This is a genomic window from Vibrio sp. 2130-1, from assembly GCF_033339515.1.
In genome coordinates this window covers 1-546 of the sequence record NZ_JAWOUT010000615.1, presented here as the reverse complement: position 1 = coordinate 546, position 546 = coordinate 1, and the positions used below count along the sequence as shown (strand labels likewise).

1 protein-coding gene is annotated in these 546 nt (G+C 37.7%); it reads left to right on the top strand.

The annotated features are described in order from the left end of the window. Nucleotides 1-546 (top strand): NAD-dependent epimerase/dehydratase family protein (locus tag R7Q09_RS27710; RefSeq protein WP_318144155.1); only part of this gene is annotated, 546 nt, incomplete at both ends.

Below are 546 nucleotides of genomic sequence, written 5' to 3'. Positions count from 1 at the left end.
AGTTTGACAGAGTTATCCATCTTGCCGCACAGGCTGGTGTTAGATATTCACTTGTATACCCACATTGTTACGCTGAATCGAATTTAAGTGGATTTTTAAACGTCTTAGAAGCTTGTCGTAAAAGCCATATCAAGCATTTCATATATGCATCTTCCAGCTCCGTTTACGGCTTAAACAAGAAAGTGCCTTTCTCTACATCGGATAATGTTGATCACCCCGTCTCTTTATATGCAGCGACTAAAAAATCTAATGAATTGATGGCGCATAGTTATTCTCATCTCTATCAACTTCCTACAACAGGCTTACGTTTTTTTACTGTGTATGGTTCTTGGGGACGTCCAGATATGGCGCCTTTTATCTTTACTGAGAAAATAATTAACGGCCAGTCTATTGATATTAATAATAATGGTGATATGTGGAGGGACTTTACCCATATTAATGACATTGTCGAAGGGATAGTAAGAATTTCTGATGTCAAACCAAGAATTAATCAGCGATGGAAGTTTGAAAATAGTACTCCAGCGGATAGTTCTGCTCGTTATTCTA